The organism is Pantoea sp. OVA07A, assembly GCF_019969975.1.
GTDB classification, from domain to species: Bacteria; Pseudomonadota; Gammaproteobacteria; order Enterobacterales; family Enterobacteriaceae; genus Pantoea; species Pantoea agglomerans.
Genome location: NZ_JAHXYM010000001.1, coordinates 1,596,026 through 1,621,680 on the forward strand (window position 1 = coordinate 1,596,026; position 25,655 = coordinate 1,621,680).

Annotated in this window: 19 protein-coding genes; 16 read left to right on the plus strand and 3 right to left on the minus strand. The window is 55.3% G+C overall.

From position 1 onward, the window contains the following. Positions 1-25 precede the first annotated feature (25 nt). Positions 26-886 (minus strand): formate transporter FocA, encoded by an 861-nt coding sequence (gene focA / locus LC417_RS07650; protein ID WP_010254939.1) that lies wholly within the window; start codon positions 884-886, stop codon positions 26-28. A 372-nt stretch (positions 887-1,258) separates the two neighbouring features. After that, positions 1,259-3,022: a 30S ribosomal protein S12 methylthiotransferase accessory factor YcaO gene (ycaO, locus tag LC417_RS07655; protein ID WP_033771267.1), complete on the minus strand. Its 1,764-nt coding sequence runs from the start codon at positions 3,020-3,022 to the stop codon at positions 1,259-1,261. Positions 3,023-3,348: 326 nt separating this feature from the next. On the opposite strand from ycaO, the gene serC reads away from it, so the two are divergent. From serC to LC417_RS07715, 12 genes are all read left to right on the plus strand, one after another. Continuing rightward, on the plus strand, positions 3,349-4,434 hold the full coding sequence (gene serC, locus LC417_RS07660; RefSeq protein ID WP_010669757.1) for a 3-phosphoserine/phosphohydroxythreonine transaminase: 1,086 nt from the start codon (positions 3,349-3,351) through the stop codon (positions 4,432-4,434). Between the two features lie 82 nt (positions 4,435-4,516). Then, a complete protein-coding gene (gene aroA / locus LC417_RS07665) occupies positions 4,517-5,803 on the plus strand; it encodes a 3-phosphoshikimate 1-carboxyvinyltransferase (RefSeq protein ID WP_060679863.1) in 1,287 nt (428 codons plus the stop codon). A 198-nt stretch (positions 5,804-6,001) separates the two neighbouring features. Further along, a complete protein-coding gene (gene cmk, locus LC417_RS07670; protein ID WP_010254946.1) occupies positions 6,002-6,688 on the plus strand; it encodes a (d)CMP kinase in 687 nt (228 codons plus the stop codon). A 108-nt stretch (positions 6,689-6,796) separates the two neighbouring features. Continuing rightward, positions 6,797-8,470, plus strand: a complete 1,674-nt coding sequence (gene rpsA, locus LC417_RS07675) for a 30S ribosomal protein S1 (RefSeq protein ID WP_003849352.1) — start codon at positions 6,797-6,799, stop codon at positions 8,468-8,470. 82 nt (positions 8,471-8,552) lie between these two features. Then, positions 8,553-8,837, plus strand: a complete 285-nt coding sequence (gene ihfB, locus LC417_RS07680) for an integration host factor subunit beta (RefSeq protein ID WP_003849360.1) — start codon at positions 8,553-8,555, stop codon at positions 8,835-8,837. Between the two features lie 204 nt (positions 8,838-9,041). After that, a complete protein-coding gene (locus LC417_RS07685; RefSeq protein WP_223565673.1) occupies positions 9,042-11,297 on the plus strand; it encodes a DNA internalization-related competence protein ComEC/Rec2 in 2,256 nt (751 codons plus the stop codon). A 34-nt stretch (positions 11,298-11,331) separates the two neighbouring features. Beyond that, on the plus strand, positions 11,332-13,080 hold the full coding sequence (gene msbA, locus LC417_RS07690; RefSeq protein ID WP_010669759.1) for a lipid A ABC transporter ATP-binding protein/permease MsbA: 1,749 nt from the start codon (positions 11,332-11,334) through the stop codon (positions 13,078-13,080). Continuing rightward, the gene (gene lpxK, locus LC417_RS07695; RefSeq protein ID WP_223565674.1) at positions 13,077-14,063 is read left to right on the plus strand and encodes a tetraacyldisaccharide 4'-kinase; all 987 of its coding nucleotides are present in this window, start codon (positions 13,077-13,079) and stop codon (positions 14,061-14,063) included. Before msbA ends, lpxK begins: the two co-directional genes overlap by 4 nt. Positions 14,064-14,102: 39 nt before the next feature. After that, the gene (locus LC417_RS07700; RefSeq protein WP_191917171.1) at positions 14,103-15,317 is read left to right on the plus strand and encodes a winged helix-turn-helix domain-containing protein; all 1,215 of its coding nucleotides are present in this window, start codon (positions 14,103-14,105) and stop codon (positions 15,315-15,317) included. 105 nt (positions 15,318-15,422) lie between these two features. Beyond that, a complete protein-coding gene (locus LC417_RS07705) occupies positions 15,423-15,605 on the plus strand; it encodes a Trm112 family protein (RefSeq protein ID WP_003849374.1) in 183 nt (60 codons plus the stop codon). After that, complete coding sequence (gene kdsB, locus LC417_RS07710) at positions 15,602-16,351, plus strand: 3-deoxy-manno-octulosonate cytidylyltransferase (RefSeq protein WP_010254955.1); 750 nt, start codon at positions 15,602-15,604, stop codon at positions 16,349-16,351. The genes LC417_RS07705 and kdsB overlap by 4 nt, the downstream gene beginning before the upstream one ends. A 111-nt stretch (positions 16,352-16,462) precedes the next feature. Then, entirely contained in the window at positions 16,463-17,356 is an 894-nt protein-coding gene (locus LC417_RS07715; RefSeq protein WP_033771276.1) for a fructosamine kinase family protein, read from the plus strand. Here LC417_RS07715 and elyC read toward each other — a convergent pair. Next, complete coding sequence (gene elyC, locus LC417_RS07720) at positions 17,336-18,121, minus strand: envelope biogenesis factor ElyC (RefSeq protein ID WP_223565675.1); 786 nt, start codon at positions 18,119-18,121, stop codon at positions 17,336-17,338. The two genes, LC417_RS07715 and elyC, sit on opposite strands and share 21 nt — an antisense overlap. Positions 18,122-18,246: 125 nt before the next feature. Here elyC and cmoM point away from each other — a divergent pair, with 125 nt between their 5' ends. The 4 genes from cmoM to mukB are packed head-to-tail and all read left to right on the plus strand — an operon-like array spanning position 18,247 to position 25,541. Beyond that, positions 18,247-19,032 carry a tRNA uridine 5-oxyacetic acid(34) methyltransferase CmoM gene (gene cmoM, locus LC417_RS07725; protein ID WP_031594104.1) on the plus strand — a complete coding sequence of 262 codons (786 nt, stop codon included), beginning with the start codon at positions 18,247-18,249 and terminating at the stop codon, positions 19,030-19,032. After that, the gene (gene mukF, locus LC417_RS07730; RefSeq protein WP_010254963.1) at positions 19,029-20,351 is read left to right on the plus strand and encodes a chromosome partition protein MukF; all 1,323 of its coding nucleotides are present in this window, start codon (positions 19,029-19,031) and stop codon (positions 20,349-20,351) included. The genes cmoM and mukF overlap by 4 nt, the downstream gene beginning before the upstream one ends. Further along, the gene (gene mukE, locus LC417_RS07735; RefSeq protein ID WP_010669765.1) at positions 20,332-21,057 is read left to right on the plus strand and encodes a chromosome partition protein MukE; all 726 of its coding nucleotides are present in this window, start codon (positions 20,332-20,334) and stop codon (positions 21,055-21,057) included. Before mukF ends, mukE begins: the two co-directional genes overlap by 20 nt. After that, a complete protein-coding gene (mukB, locus tag LC417_RS07740; protein WP_223565676.1) occupies positions 21,054-25,541 on the plus strand; it encodes a chromosome partition protein MukB in 4,488 nt (1,495 codons plus the stop codon). Before mukE ends, mukB begins: the two co-directional genes overlap by 4 nt. Positions 25,542-25,655: the final 114 nt, after the last annotated feature.

Sequence of the window (25,655 nt, forward strand, 5' to 3'; positions counted from 1 at the left end):
ACTTCCTGTGCCGTCAAAAATGCGTTTAATGAACCTGGTCACCTTTACGGAGATAGATAACCCAGTAGGTCAACCCAACCAGAACGCCGCCGCCGATAATGTTTCCGATGGTCACGGGAATCAGGTTGTCGATAATAAAGTTACTGAGGGTCAGCGAGTGAAACTGTGCCGCCGTGGTGCCAGCTGCCTGCCAGAATTCAGGTGTCGCGAAGTCACGAATAGCAATGGCATAGGGTATAAGAAACATGTTGGCGATACTGTGTTCGAAACCGCTTGCGACAAACATCGCAACAGGCAGAATCATCACGACCAGCTTATCGGTCAGGGTGCGGCCTGAGTAACTCATCCAGACGGCGAGACAGACCAGCAGATTGGCTAATGTACCCAGACAAACCGCCTCTATGAAGGTGTGATGCATCTTGTGGTCGGCGGTTTGCAGGACATTCAATCCCCAGGCGCCATTCGCGACCATGTGCTGTCCGGCAAACCACATCAGGGCGACAAAGAAGAGTGCACCTGCAAGGTTACCGGCGTAAACGTTAATCCAGTTGCGGGCCAGCTGTCCCCAGCTGATGCGGCCACTGGCTTTGGCGACAACGATTAGTACAGTAGAGGTAAAAAGGTCGGCACCACATACCACGACCAGCATTAAGCCGAGTGAAAAGCAGATACCTCCAATCAGTTTGGCTATGCCATAGGGCATCGCGCCGCTACCGGTGGTCGCTGTAATATAAAAAACGAATGCGATTGAGATAAATACGCCGGCGTTTATTGCCAGAAAGAAGGTCGTAAAAGGATGTTTGGTTGCTTTATAGATACCCGCGTCTTCGGCCACTTTTGCCATCGCGGCGGGTAATAAAAGATTAAAAGGGTTGTCAGTTTTCACACTAACTTACTCCTGAAGTTGTCTGAAAAAATACTAACAAAGGAGTATAGGTCAGTAATTGATATGGATCATGTTTGCCAGGGTGGTAACCCACTGGTCGCAAATTAATGAGAAAATAATGAGTTAACTAGCTGAATATAGACAAATAAATTTATTTTAAAAATACAAAAATATTTTAATATAAAGTGATGCGCCACTTTTTTAGTTCAGGCTGTGTTATTAATTAATGGCTTATATGTTAATTAAAATGATGTGATGTAATGGGAAGGAATTTAAAGTAGCTAATGTTTCATAGAGAAAGTGGGGAAGGATGGCACCAGATAAATCCAGTGCCATGTTTAACCGTCTGCTTTCAGTCTGACGCGTTATGGCTTACGCGTTTTTCCAGTAGTGACGTTTGGCGTTTTGCAGTTTTTCGTAGGCGGCAAGCAGAGACTGATGGGCAGGGAAGGCCTGCAGCTCATCATCAACAGCCTGAAGGCCATTAAACGGATTCTCACCACTGATCGCGGCGGAGGCTGCTTCCATTGCGCTCTCACCATACATCCGCAGGAAAGCGTGATGATACTGCAACGGATCACGCTCATCTTCCATAGCCAGTAACAGCAGGGTCTGCAGGCAACGATAGTAGTTAGCGCGCTCTGGCGTAAAGATTGAGCTGTTAAACTCCATCGTCCATTCTGTCCAGATCAATGCCTGATCCAGATCGCCGCCCGCCAGCGCCAGCATCGCTTTTAATTCGCCAACACGCAGCGTGTACCAGCCATTGTCTTTACCGGTCGCCAGACCCAGCAGCTCACGAACGCGGGTGAAGTCATCAAAGCCTTCATCATCAAGCTGTCCAATCAGATCCAGATACTCTTCCGGATTCCAGTTGCTGTCAGGCAGGGCCAGCAGGGTTTCACGCATGCCCGCTCCCATGCTGTTGTTCGCCAGGAACAGATCTTCTGCCGGATAGATATCAGACATGCCTGGCACGATGATGCGGCAGGCATAGACACCCAGATGCTCGTAGTCTGCAATATAGACTTCCTTATCTTCCGAGGCGAAGATTGCCATCAGCGTGGCGAATTCCTGTTCGGTGCTGCCCGCGAATGACCAGTCGACAAAAGGATAATCCGCAGTTTCTTTAAACAGATCCCAGGAGATCAGGCCGCTTGAATCGATGAAGTGTGTTTCAAGGTTGGCATGCTCAGCCACTTCTTCGTCATCAAAGGTCGGTGGAGTAAACACATCCAGATCTTTGAGGCTTCGGCCCTGCAGCAACTCGGTAACGGTACGCTCCAGCGCCACACCGAAATCAGGGTGAGCACCAAATGAGGCAAAACAGGTTCCGTTGGTTGGGTTAAACAGCACCACGCAGATAACCGGATATTTACCGCCGAGAGAGGCGTCATAAGCGAAAATCGGGAAGCCTTCCGCTTCAAGACGTGCAATGGCTTCGATCACCTCAGGATAACGCTGCATCACGTCATCTGGAATCGCAGGCAGGCTGATCGCTTCAGCAATAATGCGGTTTTTAATATAGCGCTCAAACACTTCAGACAGCCCCTGAACACGCGCTTCGTTCGCGGTATTACCTGCCGACATGCCGTTTGAGACATAGAGGTTGCCGATAATATTCATCGGGATATAGACAGTCTGCTGGTCGGACTGACGGGTAAAGGGCAGGGCGCAGATACCACGTTCAGTATTCCCGGACTGCAGATCAATCAGGCCGGAAGCCGTCAGTGCATTATCGGGATCGTAAAATGCGCGCAGGCGTGGATCCAGAATACCTTCAGGTAATGACTCATCATCAGGTAATGCAAACCATTTTTCATTGGGATAGTGAACAAAATCGCCGTTAGCGATCTTTTTTCCCAGCCAGAAGTCAGCAAAAAAATAGTTAGTTGAGAGACGCTCGAAATACTCGCCAAGCGCGGAGGCCAGCGCCGCTTTTTTACTGGCGCCCTTGCCGTTGGTAAAACAGAGCGGGCAATCGCGGTCGCGGATATGCACTGACCAGACATGGGGGACAGGATTCAGCCAGGATGCTTCTTCAATGTTAAAGCCAAGATCCTGCAGCTTGTTCTGGAAACGCGCAATGGAGTCTTCCAGTGCGGCATCTTTGCCCGGGATAAATGTTTGCGTCATAGTGCCGCTCTCTCAGTTGTCATAGGGTGCGTAAAGCGCGCAATGATACGGATTTTGCTAACAGACCGCTATCAGGGCGGGACATTTTTACCGGCTTACTTTACCGGCTTACTTTTCATCACTTCTGCTCTCAGGCCAAACGCGGATTAATGGCGCTGGATAAAGCCTCACAAAATTCCGCGCAGATTTGCATTGGTAACATAACCTCCGGCGAGCCGGATTCAGAAAATGTGACCGCTCCCTGATTTATGATTGCAGCTATCAGAATGCAGTGATAAAACCGGATGGTTATTCATAACCGTTCGATATGACAGTGGTGAGGGGAAATGACGCAAGTTTATAATTTTAGCTCTGGCCCGGCGATGCTACCGGTTGAAGTGCTTCGTCGTGCAGAACAGGAACTGACGAACTGGCGCGGTCTGGGTACCTCTGTAATGGAGATCAGTCACCGCAGTAAAGAGTTTATTCAGGTGGCTGAAGAAGCGGAGCAGGACTTCCGTGATCTGCTAAAAATACCGTCGAATTACAAAGTTTTATTCTGTCATGGTGGGGCGCGTGCGCAGTTCGCTGCCGTACCGGGAAATCTGCTGGGTAAAGCGACCAGTGCCGACTATGTTGATGGCGGTTACTGGGCGCATAGCGCAATAAAAGAAGCGGAAAAGTATTGTTCCCCACGCACGCTGGATGTCAAAACTACGCGCGACGGTAAACGAGCCATCCTGCCGATGAGCGAATGGGAGGTGAGTGAGACGTCCGCTTACCTGCATTTCTGCCCGAATGAAACCATTGATGGCATCGCGATTGACGAACAGCCCGACTTTGGCAGTAAAACCGTTGTTGCTGATTTCTCATCCACCATTCTGTCACGCCCTATCGATGTGAGTCGTTACGGTGTGATTTATGCGGGTGCGCAGAAAAATGTGGGCCCGGCCGGATTAACGCTGGTTGTCGTTCGCGAAGATCTGCTGGGTCAGGCGCACGCCTCTGTGCCCTCAATCCTCGATTACAAAGTGCTGGCCGATAACGATTCGATGTTTAACACCCCGCCGACTTTTGCGTGGTATCTCTCAGGGCTGGTGTTTAAATGGCTGAAAGAGAAGGGCGGTGTCGCTGAAATTGATCGTATCAATCAGGCAAAATCTGACCTGCTTTATGGCGTAATCGATCACAGTGGCTTCTATCGTAATGATGTGGCAACAGAAAACCGCTCACGCATGAACATCCCTTTCCAGCTGGCCGATGCTTCACTCGATGCGCTGTTCCTGGAGGAGTCGTTTAAGGCGGGATTACACGCGCTTAAAGGCCATCGTGTAGTAGGCGGTATGCGCGCCTCTATTTATAATGCGATGCCGCTGGAAGGTGTGAAGGCCCTGACCGATTTCATGGTCGATTTTGAACGCCGTCACGGCTGATTATTAAGATATCAGCATTGATGCTGATGCCAGACCTCGTCACACGGCGAGGTCTCTGTATTTTTTGAGGATTTCGTTTCACATGCAGGACTCCCTGACTCTCCAACCGATTGCGCGCGTCAACGGCACGGTAAATCTGCCCGGCTCAAAGAGCGTTTCCAATCGTGCATTGCTGCTGGCTGCTCTGGCTAAAGGTACAACCCGTCTTACCAACCTGCTCGACAGCGACGACGTTAAGCACATGCTGAATGCGCTGACCGCGCTTGGTGTAAGCTATACGCTTTCCAGCGATCGCACCCTGTGTGAAGTGACGGGAAATGCCGGGCCACTGCACGCATCTCAACCGCTGTCACTGTTTCTGGGCAATGCAGGAACCGCAATGCGTCCGCTGGCCGCGGCGCTTTGTCTGGGCCAGCACGATATCGAACTGACCGGCGAACCCCGCATGAAAGAGCGTCCAATCGGGCATCTGGTTGACGCACTTCGTCAGGGCGGAGCAACCATTGAGTACCTGGAAAACGAAAACTATCCGCCGCTGCGTTTACGCGGTGGTTTTACCGGGGGTGAAGTCAGTGTGGATGGCAGCGTTTCCAGCCAGTTCCTGACCGCGCTGCTGATGACCGCGCCGCTGGCACAGCAGGATACCTGCATCACCATCAAAGGTGATTTGGTGTCGAAACCTTACATCGATATTACCCTCAATCTGATGCAGTGCTTTGGCGTCGAGGTTGAGAATCAGAACTATCAACGCTTCCTGATCAAGGGACAGCAAGAGTATCAGTCGCCGGGTGATTACCTGGTTGAAGGCGATGCCTCTTCCGCTTCCTATTTCCTGGCCGCTGCCGCCATTAAAGGCGGCACGGTTCGCGTCACCGGGATTGGACGCCAGAGTGTGCAGGGTGACATCCGGTTTGCTGACGTGCTGGAAAAGATGGGCGCGACGATTGAGTGGGGCGATGATTACATTGCCTGTACGGCCGGAAAACTGCAGGCCATCGATATGGACATGAACCATATTCCGGATGCTGCAATGACCATCGCGACTACGGCGCTATTTGCAGAGGGCACCACCCGGTTACGCAATATTTATAACTGGCGGGTAAAAGAGACCGATCGACTGAGCGCAATGGCCACAGAGCTGCGTAAAGTCGGGGCAGAAGTCGAAGAGGGTCATGACTACATCCGCATTACGCCGCCAGCGACGCTGATTCATGCGGATATTGGCACCTACAATGACCACCGCATGGCGATGTGTTTCTCTCTGGTTGCTCTTTCTGATACCCCGGTGACCATTCTCGATCCTGGCTGTACTGCAAAAACCTTCCCGGACTATTTCGTTCAACTGGCTAAAATCAGCCAGAGCGCCTGATATCTCCCTTTCCGGTGCGGTTCGCACCGGAACTCCCCTGATTTTATCTGGCTGTAACAGGCCAGAGATCCTCTGAATTGACTAAGATTACGAACCTGATCAGTGCTAAAGGGTAACCAAGCCGTGCTATGCAGCGTATAATGCTAGTCATTAATGGTGACCGAAAGGTCAGGAAGCACGCAGCAACAGGAGGGAATAATGACAGTAACTGCCCCGGTCATAACTATTGATGGGCCAAGTGGAGCGGGAAAGGGAACCCTGTGCAAAGCGATGGCGGAATCGCTGCAGTGGCATCTGCTGGACTCCGGTGCTATTTATCGCGTGCTGGCGTTGGCCGCATTGCATCATCAGGTGGAGATTGAATCTGAAGAAGCGCTGGTGCCGATTGCCGCTCACCTGGATGTGCGCTTTGTGTCACAAAATGGTGAAATGCAGGTCATACTTGAAGGTGAAGATGTCACCGGTGAAATCCGTACTCAGGAGGTCAGCAACACCGCTTCTCGTGTTGCCGCTTTTCCCCGGGTACGCGAAGCATTATTGCGCCGCCAGCGCGGTTTCCGCGAGATGCCGGGCCTGATTGCTGATGGCCGTGATATGGGCACCGTGGTTTTTCCGGATGCGCCAGTGAAAATTTTCCTTGATGCCAGCCCGGAAGAGCGTGCTCAGCGCCGTATGCTACAGTTGCAGGATAATGGCTTTAATGTTAACTTTGACCGCCTTTTAGCCGAGATAAAAGAACGCGACGACCGCGATCGTAATCGCGCAATTGCGCCTTTAGTAGCCGCTGGCGATGCACTGGTTCTGGACTCTACCGAGATGTCTATCGACCAGGTCATTGAAAAAGCGCTACAATATGCCCGCGAGAAGCTGGGTATTACGGCTTAACTGAATCTACCACCCTGTACCATGGATCCGGTGCCGGGCATGTGAAACAACCCCATCCGACATGAAGTCAGATGGACGTTAAATTGAAGAATCCTGAAGATTATCAATATGACTGAATCTTTTGCTCAACTATTTGAAGAATCCTTAAAAACAATCGAAACCCGCCCGGGTTCTATCGTTCGTGGCATCGTCGTTTCTATCGACAAAGATGTCGTTCTGGTTGATGCGGGTCTGAAATCTGAATCTGCAATTCCTGCAGAGCAGTTCAAGAACGCAGCCGGCGAACTGGAAATCCAGGTAGGCGACGAAGTTGATGTTGCTCTGGATGCAGTGGAAGACGGCTTCGGTGAAACCCTGCTGTCCCGTGAGAAAGCTAAGCGCCATGAAGCATGGATCACGCTGGAGAAAGCTTACGAAGACGCTGAAACTGTTACCGGTGTTATCAACGGCAAAGTTAAAGGCGGCTTCACAGTTGAGCTCAACGGTATCCGTGCGTTCCTGCCAGGTTCACTGGTAGATGTGCGTCCGGTGCGCGATACGCTGCACCTGGAAGGCAAAGAGCTTGAATTCAAAGTGATCAAGCTGGATCAGAAACGCAACAACGTCGTGGTTTCACGTCGTGCGGTTATCGAATCCGAAAACAGCGCAGAGCGCGATCAGCTGCTGGAAAACCTGCAGGAAGGCATGGAAGTCAAAGGTATCGTTAAGAACCTGACTGACTACGGTGCATTCGTTGATCTGGGCGGCGTTGACGGCCTGCTGCACATCACTGACATGGCATGGAAACGCGTTAAGCATCCAAGCGAAATCGTCAACGTGGGCGACGAAATCACCGTTAAGGTGCTGAAGTTCGACCGCGAGCGTACCCGTGTTTCTCTGGGTCTGAAGCAGCTGGGCGAAGATCCATGGGTTGCTATCGCTAAACGCTATCCGGAAGGCACCCGCCTGACCGGTCGTGTTACCAACCTGACTGATTACGGCTGCTTCGTGGAAATCGAAGAAGGCGTTGAAGGTCTGGTACACGTGTCTGAAATGGACTGGACCAACAAAAACATCCATCCGTCTAAAGTTGTTAACGTAGGCGACGTGGTTGAAGTTATGGTTCTGGACATTGACGAAGAGCGTCGTCGTATCTCCCTGGGTCTGAAGCAGTGTAAATCTAACCCATGGCAGCTGTTCGCTGAGACGCACAACAAAGGCGATCGTGTTGAAGGTAAAATCAAGTCAATCACTGACTTCGGTATCTTCATCGGCCTGGATGGCGGCATCGACGGTCTGGTTCACCTGTCTGACATCTCCTGGAACGCGACTGGCGAAGAAGCCGTTCGTGAGTACAAAAAAGGCGACGAAATCGCTGCCGTTGTACTGCAGGTTGATGCAGAGCGCGAGCGTATCTCTCTGGGCGTTAAACAGCTGGCAGAAGATCCGTTCAACAACTACATCACTTTGAACAAGAAAGGTGCCATCGTCACCGGTAAAGTGACTGCAGTTGATGCTAAAGGTGCTACAGTTGAATTAGCAGACGGCGTTGAGGGTTACCTGCGCGCTTCTGAAGCTTCACTGGACCGCATTGAAGATGCAACTCTGGTTCTGAACGTTGGCGACGACGTTGAAGCTAAGTTCACCGGCGTTGATCGTAAAAACCGTGTCGTAAGCCTGTCTGTCCGTGCGAAAGACCAGGCTGATGAGAAAGAAGCTATCAATACTGTTAACACCAAACAGGAAGAAGGCAATTTCTCTAGCGCTATGGCTGAAGCGTTCAAAGCGGCTAAAGGCGAGTAATCGGCCTGAAGCACCGGGTGGGCAACCACCCGGTTTCGGTAAAAGCTGTCATACATTCCCATAGGGATAAACCGGAGGTTACATGACCAAGTCAGAACTGATCGAAAGACTGGCGGGACAGCATACTCATATACCGGCGAAAGTCGTTGAGGATGCAGTAAAAGAGATGCTTGAGCACATGGCCACTACGCTGGCACAGGGCGAACGCATCGAAATCCGGGGATTCGGCAGCTTTTCTTTGCACTATCGCGCTCCGCGTACTGGACGTAACCCGAAAACGGGTGACAAAGTGGATCTGGAAGGCAAATACGTTCCCCACTTTAAGCCAGGCAAAGAGCTGCGCGATCGCGCAAATATCTACGGCTAAGCCGATACCGAACCAGATAAACGACATCTCCGGATGTCGTTTTTTTTTGCCTGCGATTCAGGCTCAGATCTGACATCCGGATTGCTGTCATCAACACTGCAACACCGCACTCTCTTTGTGAGACCGCTCCAGCCTGCCTGATCATCCGCTGTTACTTTTACCTCCTTTGCCCAGAATAATCGAACTGAATCAATGGATACGATTATGCTGACATGGACCGTTCTGGCGCGACTGGCGATCGTTGCAACGTTACCGCTAATGCTGATGGCCCGGCTGCCTTCCGGTGAGGTGATGGGGGGCTTCCTCCTCACAGGACTGGCTCTGCTGCATTGCCCTTACCAACCCGTCCGTCTGGCCGGTATTACTCTGCTGTTGCTGGCATGGGCCTGTAACGACGCCCGTCTGATGGTGCGGGATATCGAAAAGTTCTCGGCGCGTCCTGCCACCTACACCCTTCAGATCAGTGAACTGCGGAAAGAGCGGAAGCAAATCCGGGTTCGTGTGCTGAAAGAGGAGGGCAGGATGATTTTTCCGCCTCGCTTTGCCTGGATCTGGTTTGATGCTGATCCGCAGATCTACTGTCCAGGACAACGCTGGACGATGCAACTGCGTCTGCGACCGGTACATGCCCGCCTTAATGAGGGTGATTTCGATGCGCAGCGTTTTGCACTGGCTAATAATACGCCGCTTCAGGGACGAATTCTTAAGCAGACTGCGGTAAGCGATCGCTGTGATAGCCGCTGGCGATTTATTTTATGGCATCGTGACAGGACCCGTGCAATGCCTGCACGTGCAACGCTGGAGGCACTGGCTTTTGGCATTCGGGATGAGATGAGCCAGCAGACGCGTCAGCTACTGCGGGATACCGGTACCGCGCATCTGATGGCGATATCGGGCATGCATATCGCCCTGGCCGCCAGCACCGGCTGGATGATTGCGCGTGGGGTGCAATTTATCTTGCCAGCCCGTTATATCAGCTATGTTTTTCCTCTCATCGTGAGCTGGCTGTTTGCTGCAATCTATACCTGGCTTTCCGGTGCACAGCCTCCCGCCGAGCGTTCACTGCTTGCCCTGACGCTATGGGCAATAACACGGTTTGCGGGAGTTCAGCTGAATAGCTGGCAGGTCTGGACGTTCTGTATTGCGTTGCTGCTGGTAACCGACCCGCTGACCGTGCTCTCTGACAGCTTCTGGCTCTCGGTACTGGCTGTGGGCATGCTGCTGGTCTGGTATCACTGGTTCCCGCTGCCTGCGGCGTTCCGTCAGCAACGGCGCTGGATTCCGGTACAGCTGCTGCATTTACAGGTGGGCATGATGATTTTAATGGTGCCGTTGCAGGTGGCGATTTTCAACGGCATCAGCCTGACTGCGCTGGCGGCGAATGTTGTCGCGATTCCGGTCGTCTCGTTTATTACCATGCCTCTGGTGACGCTCGCCCTGCTGCTGCCGGTGGCGAATTTATCTGGCTTCTTCTGGGGAGCGGCCGATCTCTCTTTACGTGCACTGTTTCATTGCCTGACGTTGCTGCCACCAGGCTGGTGGCCGCTGAGTGGCACAACCTGGTTTACGGTTATGGTATGGGGCGGCCTGATTCTCTGGCGTGCGCAGCTCTTCTTCTCTCTGCCACTAAGCAGCTGCGCCTTAGCGCTGGCGATGATACTGAGTCGCCAGCCAAATCAGGAGCAGGGCTGGCGCATCGATATGCTGGATATCGGGCACGGTCTGAGTCTGGTGATCAGCCAGGGCGACGAGGCGGTGATGTATGACACCGGCCCGCGCTGGCAGAACGATAATGCGGGGAGTCGGGTGATCATTCCGTGGCTGGAGCGCCGGCAGCTACGGTTAAAACAGGTCATCCTGAGTCATAAACATCTGGATCATACTGGCGGGCTGGCGGCGATTACTCAACGCTGGCCAGCGGTTGAAGTCAGAAGTGCGCTGGCTGATGAGGCACACTTACCCTGCGTACGGGGCACGCAGTGGCGCTGGCGGCAGCTCCACTTTCGGGTGGTCTGGCCGCTGACGGCCCCCCTGCCGGGCGGAAATAATGACTCCTGTGTGGTGATCGTCGATGATGGCCAGGTTCGTCTGATGTTAACCGGTGACATTGAAGCGAAAGCGGAACGCCAGCTGGTGGCGCTGGAGAAGCAGGGGCTGAAGGTCGATATTCTGCAGGTCCCGCACCACGGCAGCCGGACGTCGTCGACCTCATTGCTGCTGCGTAAAGCCGCAGGCCACACCGCTATCGCCTCGCTGGCACGCTACAATGCATGGCGTATGCCCGCGAAAAATGTGCTGGAAAACTATCGAACGGCCGGTTTTCACTGGCTGGATACGGGCCAGTCAGGACAAATCAGTATCAGAATAAATCAGGGCAGAGCGCAGGTTTCTACCCTGCGGGAACAATTAATGCCCCGTTGGTATCATCAGTGGTTTGGCGTCAAACGCGAATCCAGGTAGAATGGCCGGCTATTTCCAACAGCGTGAATAAATAATGCATCAAGATAAAGATCTCTCTACGTGGCAGACGTTTCGCCGACTCTGGCCGATGATCGCGCCTAATAAAGCGGGATTAATTGCGGCCTCAGTCGCCCTGATTATTAATGCTGCGGGCGACGCCTTAATGCTCTCACTGTTGAAACCGTTACTGGATGATGGTTTTGGTAAAGCTGACAGATCGGTGATGCTGTGGCTGCCGTTAGTGGTTATTGGCCTGATGCTGGTACGCGGAGTCACCAGTTATATCTCCAGCTACTGCATCTCCTGGGTCTCTGGCAACGTCGTGATGAACATCCGCCGTCGTCTGTTCAGCCATATGATGGGCATGCCGGTTTCGTTTTTCGACCAGCAGTCAACCGGCACCCTGTTGTCACGCATTACATACGATTCTGAGCAGGTCGCCTCCTCTTCTTCGGGCGCGCTGGTCACCGTAGTGCGTGAAGGGGCTTCCATTATTGGCCTGTTTATCATGATGTTCTACTACAGCTGGCAGCTGTCGCTGATCCTGATTGTACTGGCACCTATCGTCTCCTTTGCTATCCGCACCGTCTCTAAGCGCTTCCGCACCATCAGCAAAAGTATGCAGAACACTATGGGGCAGGTGACAACCAGCGCCGAACAGATGCTGAAAGGGCACAAAGAAGTGCTGATTTTTGGCGGACAGGACATTGAATCGGAGCGCTTTTCCCGCGTCAGTAACCGGATGCGTCAGCAGGGAATGAAACTGGTTTCAGCCTCCTCCATTTCCGATCCGATTATTCAGCTGATCGCGTCGCTGGCACTGGCTTTTGTGCTCTATGCCGCCAGCTTCCCCAGCGTCATGGATACCCTGACAGCCGGTACCATCACCGTGGTCTTCTCCTCGATGATTGCCCTGATGCGCCCGCTTAAGTCTCTGACCAACGTCAACGCCCAGTTCCAGCGTGGGATGGCGGCCTGTCAGACACTGTTCTCTATTCTGGATAGTGAGCAGGAAGTAGATAACGGTACGCGCGAAATCACCCGTGCTAAAGGGGATATTGAATTCCGTGATGTCACCTTTACCTACCCAGGCCGTGAAATTCCGGCACTGCGTAATATCAATCTGTCGCTGCCAGCAGGAAAAACGGTGGCGCTGGTGGGCCGTTCCGGTTCCGGTAAGTCTACGATGGCGAGCCTGCTGACCCGCTTTTATGATATCCAGCAGGGCGAAATCCTGCTGGACGGTCATGATCTGCGTGAGTACAGCCTGCGCTCATTGCGTAATCAGGTGGCGCTGGTGTCACAGAATGTGCACCTCTTCAACGACACGATTGCCAATAACATCGCGTATGCCCGCAGTGAGCAATACAGTCGTGAAGAGATCGAGCAGGCGGCCACCATGGCGCATGCCATGGACTTTATCAATAAAATGGATAAGGGCCTGGATACGATGATTGGCGAGAATGGCGTGCTGTTATCTGGCGGTCAGCGTCAGCGTATTGCCATTGCCCGTGCGTTATTACGTGATTGCCCGATCCTGATCCTCGATGAAGCCACCTCGGCGCTGGATACCGAGTCTGAACGCGCGATTCAGTCTGCACTGGATGAGTTGCAGAAGAACCGTACCTCGCTGGTGATTGCGCACCGACTCTCTACCATCGAGAAAGCGGATGAAATCGTGGTAATTGAAGATGGCCAGATTGTTGAACGCGGTACGCATCAGGTGCTGTTAGCAGAACGCGGTGCCTATGCACAGCTGCACAAGATGCAATTCGGCCAATGATTGAACGTATCTGGAGTGGTCGCTCACCGCTATGGCTGCTGCTATGGCCATTCAGCCTGCTGTATGGTGCGATCACGGCCCTGATACGCTTCAGTTACAGGCGCGGCTGGCGTAAAAGCTGGCGTGCGCCCCTGCCGGTCGTGGTGGTGGGTAACCTGACTGCCGGCGGGAATGGAAAGACGCCGGTGGTCATCTGGCTGGTCGAGGTATTACAGCAGCGCGGCCTGCGCGCTGGCGTGGTCTCCCGAGGATATGGCGGCAAGACGGACCACTATCCCTTGCTGGTCACGGCGCAGACCCCCACCGAACAGGCCGGGGATGAGCCGGTATTGATCGCCCAGCGCACCGGGGCGCCGGTCGCGGTCGCCCCTCAACGGCGACGGGCGATTGAGGCGTTACTGAAACAGGGTTCGCTGGATGTGATCATCACGGATGATGGCCTGCAGCATTACGCCCTGCAGCGCGATCGCGAGATCGTGGTGGTTGATGGGGTCCGTCGTTTTGGTAATGGCTGGTGGTTGCCTGCCGGTCCGATGCGTGAACGTGCCGATCGTCTGCAGCAGGTCGATGCCGTGATCATTAACGGCGGCGAAGCACAGCCCGACGAGATTGCCATGCAACTTCAGCCCGGGCTGGCCACCAATCTGCTGACCGGTGAAACCTGCCCGCCGGAGCAACTGGGTGCGGTAGTCGCCATGGCCGGTATTGGTCATCCCCCGCGTTTTTTCACCACGCTGAAACAGCAGGGTATAACGCCGGTCGCAGAGATCGCCTTTGCCGATCATCATGCCTACAGCAAAGATGAACTGACCCGATTACTCCAGGCGGGTCAGCAACTGCTGATGACCGAAAAAGACGCGGTGAAATGCCGTCACTTTGCCCAGCCTGACTGGTGGTATTTGCCGGTCGATGCCCATTTAACTGGTAATGCCGTGACGCCGTTACTGGATGACATTGAACAACTCTGCCGCCATATTTCCTGATACCCGCCCCCGTTCAGGTGAAGCCTGATAAGGAAGAGGATGAACAGTACGCATTCACTTTCGTTACAGCAAGCACGCCACCTTCATCTCGCCGCGCAGGGCCTGCTGCGAACTCCGGCAAAACGTGCTGTTTATCAGGATCTGATTGACTGCATTTCCCGCATGTCGCTGCTGCAAATCGATACCATTCATGTGGTGGCCCGTAGTCCGTATCTGGTGCTGTTCAGTCGCCTGGGGAACTATCCTCAGGCATGGCTGGAACAGGCTCTGGCACAGGGCGAACTCTTTGAGTACTGGGCGCACGAAGCCTGCTTTATTCCCCGTGCCGATTACCGACTTCTTCGTCATCGCATGCTGTCGCCGGAACGTCTGGGCTGGAAATACAATGCGCAATGGGTCGCTGAGCACCAGCAGGCTATTGCCGAATTACTGCAGCAGATCAGAGACAACGGCCCGGTACGCGCCGCCGATTTTACCCATGCCGATAACCCGAAGTCAGGCTGGTGGGCATGGAAACCGCACAAACGTCATCTGGAAAATCTGTTCAGTGCCGGTGAGCTGATGGTCACCGAACGCCGTAATTTTCAGCGCGTCTACGATCTGCGCAGCCGCGTGATGCCCGACTGGCAGGATGCGATACATGGCATCAGTGAAGCGGAGGCGACCCGTCAGATGCTGATGAACAGCGCCCGCAGCTTAGGGATTTTCCGCGCGGCCTGGCTGGCGGATTACTATCGTCTGAAGCGGGCACCCGTGAACGACTTTATCGCTGACGCCCAGGCTGCGGGCGATCTGGTCGCCGTCAATACAGAGGGACTGGGTGAGATGTGGCTGCATCGTGACTACGTGCCGTTGCTGGAGACACCGCTGCAGGCGACGCACAGCGCGCTGCTGTCGCCGTTTGATCCGGTGGTCTGGGATCGCAAGCGTGCGCGGGAACTGTTCAATTTTGACTACCGTATTGAGTGCTATACGCCGGAGGAAAAACGCAAATTTGGCTATTTTGTTTTGCCCATCCTCCATCGCGGCCAGATAAAAGGGCGGCTGGATGCCCGCATGCTGCGTCAGGCAAAACAGCTGGAGATTAAAAACATCTGGCTGGAGGAGAAGACCCGCGTTACGGCGCGATTTTTGCTGGATATCCGGCGTGCTATCGAACGCTTCGCGACGTGGCAGGGTGCTGAAAGCGTCGCTATCCTGCAGGCACCCGATGCGCTTAACGATCAGTGGCCAGCCCTGTGGACGCTGGATTAATCAATTTTGCGGCAGCCGCTGCGGGATGGCGTTTTACCCCATCCCGCACGCGCCGCGCTATGGTATGCTTGAATCCTTAAGCATTCGGTCCCTGATGGAGGACATATGGATCATCGTTTACTCGAAATCGTTGCCTGCCCGGTTTGCAATGGCAAACTCTACTTCAACAATGCTCAACAGGAGCTGATCTGCAAACCTGATGGCCTGGCCTTCCCGGTCCGGGACGGCATTCCGGTGCTGCTGGAAACAGAAGCCCGCACGCTGTCAGTTGAAGAGATTCATCCATGAGTTTCACCGCTATCATTCCTGCGCGTTATGCGTCAACCCGCTTACCCGGTAAGCCGCTGCTCGATATCCACGGTAAACCGATGGTCGTGCATGTAATGGAGCGGGCCCGTGAATCGGGTGCCAGCCGGGTCATTGTTGCCACCGATCATCCCGACGTGGCGCAGGCAGTGGAAGCGGCAGGCGGCGAAGTCTGCATGACGCGCGCCGATCACCAGTCTGGCACTGAGCGACTGGCGGAAGTGATCGAAAAATATCAGTTTGCCGATGATGAAATCATCGTAAACGTGCAGGGCGATGAGCCGATGATTCCGGCCGAGATTGTGCGTCAGGTGGCGACCAATCTGGCGGGGTCGGCGGCCGGGATGGCGACGCTGGCGGTGCCGATCACCGATGTGGAAGAAGCTTTTAATCCGAATGCGGTGAAAGTCGTCATGGATGTGAATGGCTACGCGCTCTATTTTTCACGGGCGACCATACCCTGGGATCGTGAACGGTACGCCGCATCGCGCGAGCAGATCGGTGATACGCTGCTGCGCCACATTGGCATCTACGCTTACCGTGCTGGTTTTATACGCCGCTATGTCGCCTGGGCGCCTTGTCCTCTGGAACAGATTGAGCTGCTCGAGCAACTGCGTGTTTTATGGTACGGCGAAAAAATTCATGTCGCCGTCGCGAAAACCATTCCCAGTGTGGGTGTGGATACGCCAGACGATTTGCAACGCGTTCGTGATGCCATGCAGGCCTGACAAATGGGGAGCCTGTCTCCCCGTTTCAGCGCAACGTTCTTGATCCGCCGCTAAACTTATCTCCAACACTTCCTTCAGGATATTGTGATACTCATCTGAGGAGGATGCCGCATGGAACAGCTTAAATCGGAACTCACGCTGGCGCTGGGTGAAACCATCAGCCGCCTCGAAATGATCAGTGAACATCCACCCACCCGGCTTTATGCGTTATACGATCGGGACGGGCGCCCCATGCCGGTGGTGGCGAAATATTTTCGTCATCAGGGCCGGGCGGCGATGGAAGCCAGAAAGCTGGCGCTGCTGGGCCAGGCCGGACTGATCGCCGTGCCAGCGGTCTATGGTCTGGTGATGAGCCAGCAGCCGCCGGTGCATGAAATGCTCCTGCTGGCGCGACTGAATGGCGTAACGGCGGAAGCGCCTGCGCGGGATGCTCAGCGCTGGCAACAGTTTTGCGAACAGGTGGTCGAGGGAGTGCTGGCCTGGCACCGGCTCGACAGCCATGGCCTGGTCGGTACGGTGGACAGCACGCAGCAGAACAGCTGGCCCGCCTGGTATGCACAACGGGTTGAGGTGCTATGGGCGACCCTGAGCTATCTGCGTCCTCCAGCCTTTACGCTGGAAGATCGTCAGATTCTGTTTCGCTGCCGGGCACGACTGGCGCATCTGTTTCGCGGCTTCGACGATCCCTGCGTGATGGTTCACGGCAACGTTCAGCTGCAGAGCATGCTGAAAGATAGCCGCAGTGACCAGTTAATCGCGATGACACAGCCGGGCACCATCCTCTGGGCACCCCGTGAATACGATCTTATCCATCTGGATACCTCGCCTGCAGAAACGGCGCTGCTGCACAGCTACCTGCAACGGGCGCCGGTTTCAGAGGGTTTTGTCTGGCGTCGGTGGGTTTATCAACTATGGGACTGCATTGAGCATCTGGTACAGACCGGCACGTTTAATCGTCCGCGTTTTGACCATGCACGCGCGCAATTACTTCCCTGGCTCGGCTGAGTCCGACTCCTCGCCTTTCAGCCGTTGCAATAGTGTGCCAAGCGTTTCGTAGACCGCACGTTCGCTGTGACTCAGCCAGATCGATGAGGGTATCGCCCGCTCCCATCCATTCAGCGGTGACGTAATCGCCAGCTGATTCGCGGGAGCGGCCATTGGCTTCAACCCGATCGCGTGGAAAAAGCGTATTGCGCGCGGCATATGATTCGCGGATGTGACCAGCAGAAACGGGCGATCGCCCACCACGGTTTTGACCGCCTGCGCTTCATCCGCGGTGTCGCGGGGCTGGTCGAGAATCTGAACATGTTCGCGGGGAACGCCCAGACTTTCCGCCACCTGTGCCGCTACCCAGGCGCTACTCTTTGGATTGGTGCCGCCCGCTGCGCCGGTAAAAATCAGGGTCGACTCAGGATTCCGCTGCCACTGACGAACGCCTTCTGCCACACGCGGCAGACTGTTATTCAGCAGGTTTGAGCTGGGCGCCCACGCCGCGTTAAAGGTATAGCCTCCGCCCAGCACCACAATGTAGTCCACCTTCTCTGATCCGTTCCAGGTCGGATAGCGGCTATCCAGCGGCAAAAGCAGACGATCGGCCAGCGGTTGCAGGCTCAGCAGCAGCAGTAATAGCCAGCTGATGGAGATCACGGTTTTGCCGCTTTTCTGCCAGCCAGTAAACCAAAGCAGTAAAATGCCAAGCGCCATCAGCAAAAGCAGAAACGGCAGGGGTAAAAGCAGCCCGCCGATAACTTTTTTAAGGGTAAATAACATCAAAAAAGAGTCCTGTTGTCCGAAAATAGAGCACCCGGAAGGGAAGATGGGGATGAAAGGTTCATTCTTCTGGTGCCTGTGACAAAATAGCACAAGTCTCACCGCAGCATACCGGAGCGCATGCCATGCAGGATCGTAACTTTGACGATCTCGCGGATAAATTTTCGCAAAATATTTACGGCACCACTAAAGGGAAGATACGCCAGGCCATCCTCTGGGATGAGCTGGAGAAGATAGTGCCCGGTCTGTCACCGCACCCGCTGTCGGTGCTGGATGCTGGCGGCGGTGTCGGCCAGGTCTCCAGCGGGCTTGCTGCGCAGGGCCATCAGGTTCTGCTGTGCGACCTTTCCAGCGAGATGCTGCGCCGGGCCGCGGAAAATGCAGCGGCACAGGGTGTGAGCCACAACATGCAATTCAGACAAATTAGCGCTCAGCAGGTGGGCGAACATTTGGATAAGCCGGTGGATCTGGTATTGTTCCACGCTGTGCTTGAGTGGGTCGCTGAACCGGAGAAGGTGCTGAAAGCGCTGTTCGATCTGCTGCGTCCGGGGGGCGTCATGTCGCTGATGTTTTACAATCTGCACGGCCTGACATTGCGCACCTTAACGCTGGGTAACTTCGGCTATCTGCGCACCAACCTGACCAAACGCAAAAAGCGAACGCTGTCGCCTGACTATCCGCGCGACCCCGAGCAGGTCTATCGCTGGCTGGAGGCGTGTGGCTTTGTGATTGAGCAGCGTGCCGGGATCCGGGTGTTCAGTGACTACATGAAGCCGCCGAAGGGCGAGCCAAAAAGCGACGACGAAATTATTGAGATGGAGCGGCGTTACTGCCGTCAGGAACCCTTTTTGAGCTTAGGGCGCTACATCCACGTGACCGCGCGTAAACCCGGGCAGAAGGACGAATTATGAGTGAATTTTCCCAGACGGTACCTGAACTGGTCTCCTGGGCGCGCAAAAATGACTTTTCCCTTGCGCTGCCAGTGGAACGTCTGGCCTTTTTGCTGGCTATCGCCACCCTCAACGGTGAGCGGATGGATGGCGAAATGAGCGAAGGCGATCTGATTGATGCTTTCCGTCACGTCAGCAAAGCTTTCGAACAAACCCATGAAACCGTATTGGTTCGTGCCAACAACGCCATCAACGACATGGTGCGACAGCGCCTGCTCAACCGTTTTACCAGCGAAATCACGGAAGGCAATGCCATCTATCGCCTGACGCCGCTGGCGATCGGCATCACCGACTATTACATCCGCCAGCGTGAGTTCTCGACTCTGCGCCTGTCGATGCAGCTGTCGATTGTGGCCAATGAGCTTAAGCGGGCAGCCGATGCCGCGCAGGAAAACGGTGATGAGTTTCACTGGCACCGCAATGTTTTCGCACCGCTGAAATATTCCGTGGCGGAGATCTTCGACAGCATCGATATGACCCAGCGTCTGATGGATGAACAGCAGCAGGCGGTTAAAAATGATATCGCCGAACTGCTGAACAAAGACTGGCGCGCGGCCATCTCCAGCTGTGAAATGCTGCTTTCTGAAACCTCAGGAACGCTGCGTGAACTGCAGGATACGCTGGAAGCCGCGGGCGACAAACTTCAGGAAAATCTGCTGCGCATTCAGGATGCCACGCTGGACAGTCCCGATCTGGGCTTCGTCGATAAGCTGGTGTTTGATCTGCAAAGCAAACTCGACCGTATTACCAGCTGGGGCCAGCAGGCGATTGACCTCTGGATCGGCTATGACCGCCACGTCCATAAATTTATTCGTACCGCCATCGACATGGATAAAAACCGCGTCTTTGCGCAGCGCCTGCGGGTATCGGTGCAGAATTACTTCGACGCGCCCTGGGCGCTGACCTATGCCAACGCCGACCGCCTGTATGACATGCGTGATGAGGCGCTGACGCTGCGTAACGACGAAGTGATGGGCGAACTGCCGCCGGAGATGGAGTACGAGGAGATCAACGAAATCCGCGAACAGCTGGCAGCGATGATTGAAGAAGCGCTGCAGGTCTACAAATCGCAACAAAAACCGCTCAACCTCGCGTCAGTGATGCGCGACTACCTGGCCCAGTATCCCCGAGCCCGCCATTTCGATCTGGCGCGTATTGTGGTGGATCAGGCGGTGCGCCTTGGCGTAGCGGAAGCTGATTTAGCCGGTTTGCCTGTGGAATGGCAAGCCATCAATGATTACGGAGCCAAGGTGCAGGCACATGTCATCGACAAATATTGAACAAGTGATGCCGGTTAAGCTGGCACAGGCACTGGCCAACCCGATTTTTCCCGCGCTGGACAGCCAGTTACGCGCCGGACGCCATATCGGTATCGAAGAGCTGGATAATCACGCTTTTCTGATGGACTACCAGTCGTTTCTCGAAGAGTTTTACAGCCGCTATAACGTTGAGTTAATCCGTGCGCCGGAAGGCTTTTTCTATCTGCGTCCGCGTTCAACCACGCTGATTCCGCGTTCCGTGCTCTCTGAGCTGGACATGATGGTCGGGAAGATTCTCTGCTATCTCTATCTCAGCCCGGAACGACTGGCCAATGAAGGTATCTTCACCCAGCAGGAGCTGTACGACGAACTGCTCTCTCTGGCCGATGAGAACCGCCTGCTGAAGCTGGTCAACCAGCGTTCAACCGGTTCGGATCTGGATCGCACCAAACTGCAGGAGAAAGTGCGCGCCTCTCTGAGCCGCCTGCGTCGCCTTGGCATGGTGTGGTTTTTCGGCAACGACAGCAGCAAGTTCCGCATCACGGAATCGGTGTTCCGCTTTGGTGCCGACGTGCGCGGCGGTGATGACGCCCGTGAAGCGCAGCTTCGTCTGATTCGTGATGGCGAAGCCATGCTACTGGAAAACGCGACAGCACCGGTCGACACCGATGACGGTGAAGGGCAGGAAGGCGACGCGAGTGAGAACGCAGAGGAAGAACAGGCATGATTGAGCGCGGAAAGTTTCGTTCGCTTACGCTGATCAACTGGAACGGCTTTTTTGCCCGCACCTTTGATCTCGATGAATTAGTGACCACGCTGTCAGGCGGTAACGGTGCGGGTAAGTCCACCACGATGGCGGCATTTGTTACCGCGCTGATCCCCGATTTAACGCTGCTGCACTTCCGTAACACCACCGAAGCGGGCGCGACATCAGGATCCCGTGACAAGGGTCTGCACGGTAAACTGCGGGCTGGCGTCTGCTACTCCATGCTGGATGTGGTGAACTCACGCCATCAGCGTGTCGTGGTCGGTGTCCGTCTGCAACAGGTCGCCGGACGCGATAAAAAGGTCGATATCAAGCCATTCAGTATCCATGGCCTGCCCACCGACACCAACCCAACCGATATGCTGACGGAAGTGCTCAACAGCCGTCAGGCTCGCGTATTGCCGCTGAACGAAGTCAAAGAGCGGGTTGAGGCGCAGGAAGGGGTACAGTTCCGCGCCTATAACTCAGTCACCGATTATCACGCCATGCTGTTTGATCTTGGCGTGGTGCCGCGTCGTCTGCGCTCTGCCAGCGATCGCAGCAAGTTTTATCGTCTGATTGAAGCCTCGCTGTATGGCGGTATCTCCAGCGCCATCACCCGCTCTCTGCGTGATTACCTGTTGCCAGAAAACAGTGGCGTGCGCAAAGCGTTCCAGGATATGGAAGCCGCGCTGCGCGAGAACCGCATGACGCTGGAGGCGATCCGCGTTACCCAGTCTGACCGCGATCTCTTCAAGCATCTGATCTCCGAGGCGACCAGCTACGTTTCGGCTGACTATATGCGCCACGCCAACGAGCGTCGGGGACACCTCGACAGCGCGTTACAGCTGCGCAACGAGCTGTTCAGCAGCCGCAAGCAGCTCGCCACCGAGCAGTATCGTCATGTTGAGATGGCGCGCGAACTGGCCGAGCACAGTGGTGCAGAAAACGATCTTGAAGTCGATTATCAGGCCGCCAGCGATCACCTGAACCTGGTACAGACGGCGATGCGTCAGCAGGAGAAGATTGAGCGCTACGATGCGGATATCGAAGATCTGACGCTGCGGCTGGAAGAGCAGACCGAAGTGGTCGCAGAAGCGCGTGAAATTCAGGAAGAGAATGAAGCGCGTGCCGAAGCGGCTGAACTGGAAGTGGATGAGCTGAAAAGTCAGCTGGCCGATTTCCAGCAGGCGCTCGACGTGCAGCAAACCCGCGCCATCCAGTATCAGCAGGCATTGCAGGCACTGGAACGCGCCCGCACGCTCTGCCAGTTGCCCGATCTGAGCATTGACAATGCGGCTGAATGGCAGGAAAGCTTCCAGGCCAAAGAGGAAGAGGCGACAGAACGGTTGCTGCGCCTGGAGCAGAAGCTGAGCGTAGCGGAAGCAGCGCACAGTCAGTTTGAACAGGCGCTGGCGCTGGTGACCAGCATTGCCGGTGACGTGACCCGTCAGGACGCCTGGCAAACCGGCCGCGAACTGCTGCGTGATGCCAGCAACCAGCGTCATCACGCCGAACAGCTCTCTTCGCTGCGTCTGCGTCTCAATGAGCTGGAACAGCGTCTGCGCGAACAGCATGAGGCGGAGCGCCTGCTGGCGGAATTCTGCAAGCGTCAGGGGCAGCATTATGAAGCGGATGCGCTGGCAGGCCTGCAGCAGGAGCTTGAAGCACAGATTGAACAGCTGAATAGCAGCGTCTCCGACGCCGGTGAGCAGCGCATGATGATGCGCCAGGAGCTGGAGCAGCTGCGCGAACGCATCACCAGCCTGACCGCCCGTGCGCCACACTGGCTGGCGGCGCAGGAGATCCTGACTCAGCTTAGCGAGCAGACCGGCCAGGCGCTGAACAGCAGCCAGGACGTGACCGAATATATGCAGCAGCTGCTGGAGCGTGAGCGTGAAACCACCGTCGAGCGCGACGAAGTGGCGGCGCGTAAACGCGATATCGAGCAGCAGATTGAGCGGCTCAGCCAGCCGGGCGGTGCCGAAGATGCGCGCCTGACCCAGCTGGCAGAACGGTTTGGCGGCGTGTTGCTGTCAGAGATTTACGATGATGTGACGCTGGATGATGCGCCGTACTTCTCGGCGCTCTACGGTCCGTCGCGTCATGCGATTGTGGTGCCGGATCTCTCCCGCGTTCGTGAGTTGCTGGATGGTCTGGAAGAGTGTCCGGAAGATCTCTACCTGATCGAGGGTGATCCGCAGTCGTTCGATGACAGCGTCTTCAGCGTCGATGAACTACAGAATGCGGTGGTGGTGAAGGTGGCAGAGCGTCAGTGGCGCTACTCCCGCTTCCCGAAAATACCGCTGTTTGGCCGCGCGGCGCGTGAGAATCAGCTGGAGCTGCTGCACCTTGAGCGTGATAAGCTGGCCGAACGCTACGCCACGCTGTCGTTCGACGTGCAGAAAACGCAGCGTCTGCATCAGTCATTCAGCCGCTTTATCGGCAGTCATCTGGCCGTCGCCTTTGACGCCGATCCGGAAGCGCAGATCCGTCAGCTCGGCGCACGCCGCGGTGAGCTGGAGCGCGCGCTGAATCAGCATGAGAGCAACAATCAGCAGCAGCGTCAGCAGTATGAGCTGGCCAAAGAGGGCGTATCACAGTTAAACCGGCTGCTGCCACGCGTCAATCTGCTGCTGGATGAGACGCTGGGCGATCGCTGCGAAGAGATCCGCGAGCAGGTCGATGCGGCACAGGAAGCGGCGCGCTTCCTGCATCAGCATGGCGCTAAGCTGGCGAAACTGGAACCGATCATCGCCGTGCTGCAGAGCGATCCTGAACAGCATGAGCAGTTACAGGCGGATTATCAGCAGGCGCAGCAGCAGCAGCGCAACGCCCGTCAGCAGGCCTTTGCCCTGACAGAGGTGGTGCAGCGTCGCGCTCACTTCAGCTACGACGACTCGGCCAGCATGCTCAATGGCAACAACGATCTCAGCGATAAGCTGCGTCAGCGTCTGGAGCAGGCTGAGGGCGAACGCAGCCGCAGTCGTGATCGCCTGCGTGAACATCAGGCGCAGCTGACGCAATACTCCCAGGTGCTGGCCTCGCTGAAAAGCGCCTATGATGCCAAGCGCGACATGCTGAAAGAGCTGCAGCAGGAGATGCAGGACATTGGCGTCCAGGCTGACAGCAGCGCGGAAGAACGCGCGCGCGTTCGCCGTGACGAGCTCTACACGGCACTGAGTCATAACCGCGCCCGCCGCAATCAGCTGGAGAAACAGCTTACCTTCTGCGAAGCGGAGATGGATAACCTGCAGAAGCGACTGCGTCAGCTGGAGCGTCAGTATCATCAGGTGCGTGAGCAGGTGGTCAGCGCCAAAGCGGGCTGGTGTACCGTACTGCGTCTGGTGAAAGAGAATGGCGTTGAGCGTCGTCTGCATCGCCGTGAACTGGCCTACCTGAGCGGCGATGAGCTGCGCTCTATGTCGGATAAAGCGCTGGGTGCGCTGCGTCTGGCGGTGGCGGACAACGAACATCTGCGCGACGTGCTGCGACTGTCGGAAGATCCAAAACGTCCGGAACGTAAAATTCAGTTCTTTATTGCGGTTTATCAGCATCTGCGCGAGCGTATTCGTCAGGATATTATTCGGACTGACGATCCGGTCGAAGCAATTGAGCAGATGGAAATCGAACTGAACCGTCTGACGGAAGAGCTGACGGCGCGTGAGCAGATGCTGGCAATCAGTTCGCGCAGTGCGGCCAACATCATCCGTAAAACGATCCAGCGTGAACAGAACCGTATCCGCCAGCTCAACCAGGGCCTGCAGACCGTCAGCTTTGGTCAGGTACGCAGCGTGCGGCTCAACGTGAACGTGCGTGAAACCCACGCCATGCTGCTGGATACGCTGTCGGAAGAGCACGAGCAGCATCAGGATCTCTTTAACAGCAATCGCCTGACCTTCTCGGAGGCGCTGGCGAAGCTCTACCAGCGTCTTAATCCGCATATCGACATGGGGCAGCGTACGCCGCAGACCATCGGTGAGGAGCTGCTGGACTACCGCAACTATCTGGAGATGGAAGTGGAAGTTAACCGTGGTTCCGATGGCTGGCTGCGCGCAGAGAGCGGGGCGCTCTCAACCGGTGAAGCGATCGGTACCGGGATGTCCATTCTGGTGATGGTGGTGCAGAGCTGGGAAGAAGAGTCCCGTCGTCTGCGCGGCAAAGATATTTCGCCATGCCGACTGCTGTTCCTTGATGAAGCGGCCCGTCTGGATGCCCGCTCCATCGCCACGCTGTTTGAACTCTGTGAGCGACTGGAGATGCAGCTGGTGATTGCAGCACCGGAGAATATCAGTCCGGAAAAAGGCACGACCTACAAACTGGTGCGTAAGGTGTTTAATAACACCGAGCATGTGCATGTGGTCGGTCTGCGTGGTTTTGCTGCCGATCCTTCGCCGGTGCGGGCGGGAAGCGACGCAGATGCGCTGCCTGATTTAACCGCTGAAAATTCGCAGGCGGAAACGTAGTCAAAAACTGAACCATTCGTTAATCTGGTTACGGCATTTGTCGCATGAGGCAAATGCCGTTTTTGTTTGTATACTCACATGATGAGTCACGGCGCGGTCGCAGTGGATACAGGG